Raw genomic sequence first — 9,393 nt, forward strand, 5'->3', positions numbered from 1 at the left:
TGGATTTTGGGAATGAATAGCTTTAGTAATGAAGCCTTTAAACGATTGAAAAAATAAAAAATCGGATTGCTCCGATTTAGAATTTCAGTTTTTTAACCCGTCCATAACCTAAGGTTCGTGGTCCAGTATGGGCCATGATGATCGGTCCCATCGCGTGGATGGTGACGGGCTGACCGATTCGTTCTTCCATTTGACGTTTCAGATCTTCAGCTTCTTCCTTCATGTCGGCTTCGACGATCATCCATTCATATTCAGATGGATCGTTAACCTGGGCAATCGCATCCAGTCCTACCTGATAAGCTTTTTTGACGGTGCGGACTTTGCCAAGTACGTCGATGCCGCCATGTTCTACCTTGAGGATCGGTACAATCTTTAAAAGATTACCTAATGCGGCAGCCGCTGCGGAAATCCGTCCTCCGCGCTTTAAGTATTCCAGTTTTTCCGGAATCAGCGCTGCCCAAAGATCAGCTTCTTCTTCGATTTTATTTTTGATTTCTTCACAGCTGTGTCCAGCCTGAATCTGCTCCTGTGCCCATTGACACAGCCAAGCCAGCGGATAACAGGCAAAGCGTGCGTCAACGACGGTTATCCGGCCGTCAAAAGCGGCGGATGCTGTTAAAGCCGACTGATAAGAGCCACTTAATCCTGACGAAAGGGGAATGTAGAGAATTTCATCATATTCTTCTAATAGATCTTTCCACTGCTGGATCAACTTTCCTAAATGGGCTTGAGAGGTCTTAACAACAGCTCCTTGTTCCATCCGGCTGATGAACTCCGGCGTTTTAATTTCAGTTTCTTCAATGTATTCCTGACCATCGATCATGAGTGGGAAACGCATGACGGCCAAATTCATTTGTTCTGCTTGTTGTGTATTAATATCGGCGGACGAATCCGTCATCACTGCTATTTTTGGCATTTGTTTTCACCTCGTGCTTTACAATTATACCATAAGACATTCTCGGACTGGGAAAGACTTTTCTAAGTTTTCCCGGTTCTTGGGGATTTATTAGACAATTCTTTAAAATTGCTTAATTTCCGGCTTCATCTGTCATTTTAAGAAAAAGGACACCTGAAACCAGATGTCCTGTGCGAACTATTAATGGGGCGATCGACGAGACTCGAACTCGCGAATGCTGGAGCCACAATCCAGAGTGTTAACCAACTTCACCACGACCGCCATCAGCGAATACTATTCTACCCTAGATGGCGGAATTTGTAAAGCATAAATTTGAAAAAAGAAAAGTTTTCTCAACTGAAAAGTTAAGTTCCACTTCAGAAAGTGAAAAAAGAAAAGATTACGAAGGAAAGTTTAGCGCTCGTCCTTTAACCAGCGGAGTACTTCGCTGTTCTCCATAAGCTGACATTCAGGTTCGGCATAACTGCTTGCGGTTAAATATAACTCGATCCGGCCTTTTTTCTCCGCAATGGACAAATAGGCAAGATAGGTCTGGTCAACGGCTAACAGTACTGTTGAAGGCAGCGTATCATCTGCCTGTCCGATTCGTTCGCCGTTGCGGTTCTGCAGCTCCAGTACACGGACGCCGCGCAGCAGGCAGTCCATCATTTCCTGCCCCTCCGGCCATTTCCCGTAAACATAGAGATCGACCTGCTGCCCGGGCTGCATCAGCTGACCGCTGATCTCGCTGATGGTTACGGCCAGCGGGAAGACAGCCTGATCTTTGTTCAACAACGTGACGCTGAAATCTGCCATCGCTTCCGGCGCATCAAGCATTTCCTGATAGAAAAAGGAACCGGCGGGAATCGTGCCTTCCAGCCGTGTCCACAAACCAACCAATTCCGCTTCCTCCCACAGGATATCAGCTTGAAGATAGGCGGAAGGAACGTCAATCCACGTCAGGTCGTCAACGGTGATGAGATGGCGGGGCGGCAGTGTGGAAACGCTGATCGGAACAGAAACCAGGGACAGGCGCCGGGTTAGTTCCCGGCGGAATAAGAAAATGCCGCTGAAAATGAGGACAAGGACTGCAGTGAGGGCGGTGAGGGTGAAAACGATTTTTTTCTTCATAAATAAAATCCTCCTACTATAACTATTGCGGAAAATCGCAAATAACCCCCTAAAATTTTTAAACTTTTAATAAATAGTATATTGCAATGTAGAATAGCTAGTGTTATTATCTTGTTAGAAGGAGGGATTGGATGAACGCTCAGTTTAAGAAAGGCGTGCTGGAAATGTGCGTGCTGTCGTTGTTAGCGCAGGGTGATAAATATGGCTATGAGCTGACCGAGGCCATCTCGCAGAAAATGACCGTGGCGGCGGGAACGTTGTATTTGATCTTGAAACGGCTCAAAGATGACGGCGATGTAGAAACCTATCTGGTCGAATCCGCGGAAGGTCCGGCCCGCAAGTATTACCGGCTGACGGAAAAAGGCCGGTCCCATGAAGATCAGCTGACAGGCGAATGGCAAGAATTTGTAAGAGTAGTGGATGAACTCATCCGGAAAGGAGAAGCATGAACAGAAAAGAATACATGGAACGGCTGCAGATGGATTTGGAGGCCGTTGACGAAACAACCGCGAAGGAAATTCTTCAGGATTTTACCGATCATTTTGATCAAGGTTTAAGCGAGGGCCGCAGTGAGGAGGAAATCAGCGAGGAGCTGGGCGATCCGGCTGAACTGATCAGCGAATTGAATACGCGGCCGCATCGTCAGGCACAGGCGGAAACTGAGACAGACAGCGAATTGTTATCCGCGGTTGCGATTGAAGCGGACAGCGCGGATATCACGGTCAGACAGGGAACCGGCAGCGAGGTGCTGGTGGATTTCTATGACAGCCGCAATCCTTTGCGGGTCCATAATTATCGTCTGGAAACCTTCCAGGACGGCGAGGTATACAGAATCCGCGTGCAGCGCTTGCAGAACAGCTGGCTGAGAGCCGGTGCCGGTGAACATCTGCGGCTGGACGTCACGCTGCCGTCAGCCAGTCTGGACGTTAAAATCACTGGAATGAGCGGTGATATCCGACTGCCGGAAGCCGTGAACTGCGGCAAATTTGCGGCTCTAACGCAAAGCGGAGATCTTGAAATCCGCGCGCTGAACGCGGAAGCTGTCCAGATCACATCAACCTCCGGCGATGTGCACGCGGCGGTGCGCGGCGAACTGATTCAAGCTTCGACGGTCAGCGGCGATCTCGACATCTCCCGGGCGGAAGGCAAGCTTGGCAAGTTCCGGACCACCTCCGGCGATCTGGAGGTTGAGGGACGTTTCCAGGCAGTGCTGGCGGAAAGCAAAAGCGGGGATCTGGATCTGTCCATTGAAATGGCGGAAAGTCTGAAACTGGATACCATCAGCGGCGATATCCATCTGAAATTACCGCGCACGACCGGCTTTGTCTGCAGCTTCTCAACGATATCCGGCGATCTGCGTCAACATATCAGTCTGCCGCTGCAGCGCCAGGGACGGCAGCTGAGAGCCGGCGATGAACACGCGCAGATTGCGGCCAAGACGATCAGCGGCGATTTTAAAATCAGCGATTAACAACGTCATCGTCAAGCATAATTCTGCTTGCAGAGCGAATGGATAAATAGGAATCAAATTCCAGGAAAACGGTGTCCCTCAGGGCACCGTTTCGCTGTTTCCGGTTTTATGCTATAATAAAAACTCAAAAGGAGTGCGGCGATGGAAAGCTTGAATATCAATGGAAAAACGCTGCGGCTGACGATTCAGCGCAAACCGATCCGGAATTTAATCCTGCGGCTGAAAAGTCCGGATGAACTGCTTGTCAGTGCGCCGTATGCCTGTTCGAATGCGGAAGTTCTGCGGTTTATTGAAACTAAGCGCAGCTGGATTGCCGCGCACGCTGAAAAGCTGGCCCGCCAGCAAACACGGCAGGCGGAAGCGGCGGCCGCCGGTAAAATTATGGTTTATGGCAAGCCGGTACAACTGCAGTGGGTGATCGGCAGGGGCAAAGCGCGGCTGCTGCCTGACCGGCTAGTTCTCTATGGCCCGGATACGCAGCCGGAAACGAAGCAGCGCGCATTCGATCAGTTCGCGAAGAACAGCCTGGAAGCCGAGGTGGAACGTCTGCGTCCGCGCTGGGATCAGGTGGTCACGGATTATCATCTCGCTTTGCCTTCAATTCACTACCGGCGCATGACCAGCCGGTGGGGCAGCTGTATTCCGGCAAAATCAAAGATTACGCTGAATCTGAAGCTGGTCCATTATCCGCTGGCCTGCGTCGATTCAGTGCTGTGGCATGAATACGCGCATCTGATCGTACCGAACCATTCGCAGCGCTTTTATTCCGTCATCCTGCATCACATGCCGGACTACGAAGTGCGGAAAGCCCTGTTAAATGGGGATTTGTAAGAAAACTGTAAGGAAAAGAATGGAAACGCTTAAGATTTATTTGATAAGGTTATAAAATAAAGAATCGGGGAGGATTGGGCTTATGGAAAACTATAAGATCTTAGTCGTGGACGACGATCATGAAATCGCCGACGCGATCGAAATTTATCTGAAAAGCGAAGGCTATGAAATATTTAAAGCCTATAACGGACTGGAAGCGTTGGAAATCCTGAATCAACAGAAGATCCACTGCATTCTGATGGACGTGATGATGCCGAAAATGGATGGGATTCAGGCGATCATGCATATCCGCGAAACCTCGAACATTCCGATCATCATCTTGTCCGCTAAATCCGAGGATATGGATAAAGTGCTGGGCTTGAATATCGGAGCGGACGATTATATCACCAAGCCGTTCAATCCGCTGGAAATGATCGCCCGGGTCAAGTCGCAGCTGCGCCGCTACATGCAGCTGGGTGCGACGGCGGAAACCGGGACGGTGATCGAGGTCGGCGGTCTGAGCATTGATCTGGAAGCCAAGACGGTAACGCTGGAAGGCGAGCCGGTCAAGGTGACGCCGATCGAATACCGTATTTTGGAGCTGTTTCTTACGAATTTGAACCGGGTGTTCTCGATCGACGAGATCTATGAACGGGTATGGAACGAAACCAGTTTTCAGAGTGAAAACACAGTCGCGGTGCACATCCGGCGGATTCGGGAAAAAATTGAGATTGATCCGAAGAATCCACGGTATATAAAGGTGGTGTGGGGGATTGGATACAAGATCGAAAAAAACTAGCGGGTTTCTGGCGTTCCTGCTTTTTTTCGTGCTGATGACCGGGCTGTTGTTCACCTCGTCGCTGACGGTGGAGACGCTGTATTCCCCGCAGGGCAAGCAGGCGCTGTATCCGAAGACGATGATTCAGCAGAGCTTGCAGGATCTGGCGCAGCTGCTTTACGACGACTCGCCGCTGGCAATGGAGGTGCAGGAGGATCTGTATTACAATCTGCACTATGTCGTCGAGCAGCAGGATATTTATTTTAACAGCGACGATGATTTAAAGCTGACCTATGATCAGTTTATGCAGCAATACGGCGGCAAAGGGATGCTGACGCTGACCTGGCAGCAGGGCGAGACGCCGCAGATTACATACCGCGGCGGTTATTTCCTGATCGATCAGAAGACGATCACCCGGGAAACTGCGGAGATGGCGGTCAGCCTGCTCAAGCTGTATTCGCAGGAGAAAGTGGAGCGGCTGGCGTTAGTGATCCCGGATCAGCTGGCCTACAACACGCCGATGTATTACAGCTACACCTATTTTCAGGAATCGATGAATAACCTTAAAATTTGTTTCTATTCTTCTTTATGTCTGTTTTTCATCACGCTGGCCTACGGCGTGTTTAAGCGGGGGCCGATCACAGCCTTTAATGAAGGTCTGGCGCAGTTTACCGCGAATTTCTGGATTGAGGTGAAGCTCGGTTTAGGCCTGGTGTTAACGATGATGCTGCTGTCGCTGTGGCTGCCGCTGCCTTTATCGATGACTGTGACGTTCTGGGAGCTGTACGTTCTGGTGAACGAGCTGCATTTCTACGGCTTGAAACCCTTCCATCATAATATTTTCAATTCCGCGATGAAAACTGTCCGGCTGATCAGCGGCCCGTATGGGTATCAGAAAAAGTGGCTGACGGAGTTTTTGCTTTTAGTGGTTTTCGAGGTCGTCTGCGCGTTCATTTTATGGACGATGATGTTTTCTTCCTTTTTAGGCTTTCTGGGGATTCTGGTGTTTGTGCTGATCTTTGCGGCGGCCTTTCTCGTATTGTTTCTGTATATCCGCCGCATGATGATGTTCATGCAGGATTCGGCGACGCTGGCGCAGCAGGTCGAGAATATCCGCCGCGGCCGGCTTAACGAAAGCTTTGAATTGAGTGAAGGCAGTCCGCTGCAGCCGGTCAGCGACAATCTTGAAAAGATCCGCGAAGGCGTCAGTCATCAGGTGGAGGAGCAGCTCAAGAGCGAGAAGCTGAAAATTGAACTGATCACGAATGTATCGCATGATTTAAAGACGCCGATCACCTCGCTGATCAACTACTCCGATCTGTTGACGAAAGCGGAAATCCAGCCGGAATACGCGCGGGATTACGTGCGGATCATCACCCAGAAAAGCGTCCGCCTGAAGAATTTGATTCAGGATTTATTTGAGATTTCCAAAGCAGCCAGCGGCAACCTGCAGATGGATCTGCGCAAGCTGGAAATCAACGGACTCTTGATGCAGACGCTGGCGGAGCTGGATGAAAAGATCGAAGCCAGTTCGCTGGAATTCAAGATTCAATATCTTGAAACACCGGGCTATATTCTGGCCGACGGCGGTCGTCTGTATAACGTTTTTGATAATCTGATTACCAACGCGATCAAATATTCAATGGAGAATACCCACGTCTACATCCAGATTGAACGGCAGGACGACCAGATCTGCATCAGCTTTAAAAACATTGCGAACTATGAACTGAAATTTGATCCCGGTTCTCTGACCGAGCGGTTTGTCCGCGGCGATGTCTCCCGTTCAACCGAAGGCTCCGGACTGGGGCTGGCCATAGCGGAAACGTTCGTGACTTTGATGAAAGGTCAGATTGAGGTCAGCGCCGACGGCGATCTGTTTAAAATTGAAATTCGCTTTGCGGAGCTGTCGCAGGAACCGGCGGAAATGTAGGTGCGATCGCTTTCCTGGATTCTGATCTGATAGAAAATCCCGAGACGGGGCAGACTAAGGACAGAATGAAAAGGAGGCTGTTTCATGAAGAAAATCATTCTGTGTGCCGGAATCTGCCTGGCGGTGCTGGCCGGCTGTTCCTGGAATAAGAAAAATCCGCAGCCCACGCCGACCACTTCGCCAAGTACGTCCCCATCCGCTTCGCCGACCATTGATCCGGCGATCACGGAAGCCAGCGATATCGTTGGAGAAACCACGACATTCGGAACGCCGATTGTGTCTGTGCAAATGAAAGACGGCCGGATCAGCTGGGTTTCGATCGATGAGATTACGGAAGAGACGACGAAGAAGACGCTGGGCGATCAGTATAAGCTGGGCGAACAGGCGATTGCCGGCTGGAGCGAGCAGATCAAGGCGCTGGAAGATTACATCGTCGCGCACGGCTTAGACGCGGTGGAAGTTGATGAAGAAGGCAAAGCGGCCAATGAAGATCTGCGGACACAGTGCACGATCACGATTCAGAACTATTTACAGACGGTAAAAAAAGCGGTCGGTCAGGCTGAACATCCGGAAAATCCGCAGAAATAACGCGGAACACAGTTAGAAACAGGAAAAACCGGGACTTTCCCATTAGGAAAATTCCGGTTTTTGCTTCTATTAGTCGATCAGCGCGATGATCTTATCCCAGGTCTTTTCGCCAATCTTGCCGTCCGGGGTCAGACTGTGCGCGTTTTGAAACGCGATGACCTTGGCTTCGGTTTTGGCGCCGAAAACTCCGTCGGCTGTAATCGGCGTTGACGGCAGTGTGAGCTTGTTCAGGTAGTTCTGCATTTTCTGGACTTCCAGTCCGGTGTCGCCGTATTCCAGCGGCGGCTGTTCCGTGCCGGGATCCGGATCGGGATCCGGTCCGGGGCCGGGGGCCGCCTTGTATTTTGCGATAATTTTATCCCAGGTTAAAGTCCCGATGATGCCGTCGGCGGTTAAACCGGTGTGTTTCTGGAAAATCATGACGGCGTTTTCTGTGGCGGATCCGAAGGAGCCGTCTTCTTTTAAAACAGGAAGGTCAGGGTAGGACGTGCGGAGCACGTTAAGATAATGCTGCATCTTCTTGACCGCTAAGCCAGTATACCCTCTGCGAATAACATAAGCCATATGAGTAAATCCTCCTTTCATTAACAGGGTATGAAACGTTCGGAAGACCGCAAGGGAACGTGCCTAACGGGAATTCATTTGGTTATTGGCCTTTTCCTGACCGGACGTGGCGCATACGGTATACTGGAGGTGAAAACCATGAGAATCTTGATTTACAACGATCAAACCGACAAAATGCAAACCTATTCGCTGCGCTGCTCGGATAACATGCCGTATACGGCCTGCTGCCGGTTTACGGTCGGTGAATTTATGCGTAATTCTCACAGCCGCACGATCGGCTGGTCGACGTGCCGGTTTTTAAAGTCGACGGATGAGCTAATCCGCCGGTACGGCCAGAAACCGCGCGTCAGCCGGGCGTTTCGGCGGGCGTGGGACGCCGAGGAGCCGATGATTTTAACGCACATGCTGGGGACCGCTGTCGATATGGGAAGAAATCTGTCGCTGCCGGGCTTGCAGCAGCTGGTAACGCTGGCTGAAGATCAGGAGCTGTTCGATGTGATTACCGATCTGGAACATACCCGGATTGAAGCCCATCTGCATCATCAGAATGAAGCGGCGAGCGATTTTGTACCGTTTACGCAAATTCAAAAAGGAGATAAGAACACTGAGGTCTGCGTAGCGCAGGACGCCCTGTGGGCGCTGGGATATCCGATCACGAAGATCAGCGGCGTGTTTGATGCAGAACTGGATCAGGCGGTGCGGGCTTTTCAGCGGGATCACGGACTGGTGGCCGACGGCATCCTTGGAAAGCTGACCTGGGAGGCGCTGATGTCTCAGCTGCGTCCGATTCCGGGGATTGATGAAGAAACTGCGGCTTGAGGATGAAGCCAGGATAAATAAGGGAATGACCTGATTCAGGGTCATTTTCTTAGTTGTGAAATCCCCTCTGAAAGGTGCTATAATGGAAAAAACAGAGGGGAAGATCAGGAATGAATTTTGATGAACGCATCGAGCGCAGAAATACGCACTGCGTTAAGTACAGCCAGGCTAAAACGGCACAGCGGCCGGAGGACGCGCTGGTGATGACGCTGGCGGACATGGATCTGCCATGCTGCCCGGCAATCCAACAGGCGATCGTGGAGCGGGCTGCGCATCCGTTTTATGGTTACCAACAATTTGACGAGGTGCTGCCGGAGCGGGTATGCGCCTGGGCGAAGGCCCGCAGTATGGCGAATCTGGATCCGCGGACGATTCAGATTACGCCGAGCGTCAATACCGCGATCGCG

The 9,393-nt window shown here is 50.9% G+C and carries 10 protein-coding genes, 1 tRNA gene and 1 pseudogene; 8 read left to right on the forward strand and 4 right to left on the reverse strand.

The features are described from left to right. Window positions 1-76 precede the first annotated feature (76 nt). From HOLDEFILI_RS06700 to cpaB, 3 genes are all read right to left on the reverse strand, one after another. Window positions 77-916 carry a DegV family protein gene (locus tag HOLDEFILI_RS06700; protein ID WP_006058780.1) on the reverse strand — a complete coding sequence of 280 codons (840 nt, stop codon included), beginning with the start codon at window positions 914-916 and terminating at the stop codon, window positions 77-79. A gap of 184 nt (window positions 917-1,100) precedes the next feature. Further along, window positions 1,101-1,177, reverse strand: a tRNA-His gene (locus HOLDEFILI_RS06705). A 132-nt stretch (window positions 1,178-1,309) separates the two neighbouring features. After that, window positions 1,310-2,026 carry a Flp pilus assembly protein CpaB gene (gene cpaB, locus HOLDEFILI_RS06710; RefSeq protein ID WP_006058781.1) on the reverse strand — a complete coding sequence of 239 codons (717 nt, stop codon included), beginning with the start codon at window positions 2,024-2,026 and terminating at the stop codon, window positions 1,310-1,312. A gap of 131 nt (window positions 2,027-2,157) precedes the next feature. Here cpaB and HOLDEFILI_RS06715 point away from each other — a divergent pair, with 131 nt between their 5' ends. From HOLDEFILI_RS06715 to HOLDEFILI_RS06740, 6 genes are all read left to right on the forward strand, one after another. Then, window positions 2,158-2,475, forward strand: coding sequence for a PadR family transcriptional regulator (locus HOLDEFILI_RS06715; RefSeq protein ID WP_006058782.1), 318 nt, complete (start codon window positions 2,158-2,160; stop codon window positions 2,473-2,475). Then, window positions 2,472-3,497 carry a DUF4097 family beta strand repeat-containing protein gene (locus HOLDEFILI_RS06720; RefSeq protein ID WP_006058783.1) on the forward strand — a complete coding sequence of 342 codons (1,026 nt, stop codon included), beginning with the start codon at window positions 2,472-2,474 and terminating at the stop codon, window positions 3,495-3,497. Before HOLDEFILI_RS06715 ends, HOLDEFILI_RS06720 begins: the two co-directional genes overlap by 4 nt. A 141-nt stretch (window positions 3,498-3,638) precedes the next feature. After that, window positions 3,639-4,328, forward strand: coding sequence for a M48 family metallopeptidase (locus tag HOLDEFILI_RS18275; RefSeq protein ID WP_006058784.1), 690 nt, complete (start codon window positions 3,639-3,641; stop codon window positions 4,326-4,328). Window positions 4,329-4,410: 82 nt separating this feature from the next. Continuing rightward, window positions 4,411-5,106, forward strand: a complete 696-nt coding sequence (locus HOLDEFILI_RS06730) for a response regulator transcription factor (protein WP_006058785.1) — start codon at window positions 4,411-4,413, stop codon at window positions 5,104-5,106. Next, window positions 5,081-7,015, forward strand: coding sequence for a sensor histidine kinase (locus HOLDEFILI_RS18280; RefSeq protein ID WP_050766931.1), 1,935 nt, complete (start codon window positions 5,081-5,083; stop codon window positions 7,013-7,015). The genes HOLDEFILI_RS06730 and HOLDEFILI_RS18280 overlap by 26 nt, the downstream gene beginning before the upstream one ends. 84 nt (window positions 7,016-7,099) lie before the next feature. Then, on the forward strand, window positions 7,100-7,603 hold the full coding sequence (locus tag HOLDEFILI_RS06740; RefSeq protein ID WP_006058787.1) for a hypothetical protein: 504 nt from the start codon (window positions 7,100-7,102) through the stop codon (window positions 7,601-7,603). Window positions 7,604-7,672: 69 nt separating this feature from the next. Here the strand turns inward: HOLDEFILI_RS06740 and HOLDEFILI_RS06745 are convergent, their stop codons facing one another. Next, a complete protein-coding gene (locus HOLDEFILI_RS06745; protein ID WP_039864222.1) occupies window positions 7,673-8,167 on the reverse strand; it encodes a peptidoglycan-binding domain-containing protein in 495 nt (164 codons plus the stop codon). Between the two features lie 138 nt (window positions 8,168-8,305). Between HOLDEFILI_RS06745 and HOLDEFILI_RS20050 the strand changes: the two genes are divergently transcribed. Further along, entirely contained in the window at window positions 8,306-8,986 is a 681-nt protein-coding gene (locus HOLDEFILI_RS20050) for a peptidoglycan-binding domain-containing protein (protein WP_050766932.1), read from the forward strand. A 110-nt stretch (window positions 8,987-9,096) separates the two neighbouring features. Beyond that, window positions 9,097-9,393, forward strand: a pseudogene (locus HOLDEFILI_RS19625) (hypothetical protein); the annotation flags it as partial.

The sequence above is a fragment of the Holdemania filiformis DSM 12042 genome, from assembly GCF_000157995.1.
GTDB lineage: Bacteria > Bacillota_I > Bacilli_A > Erysipelotrichales > Erysipelotrichaceae > Holdemania > Holdemania filiformis.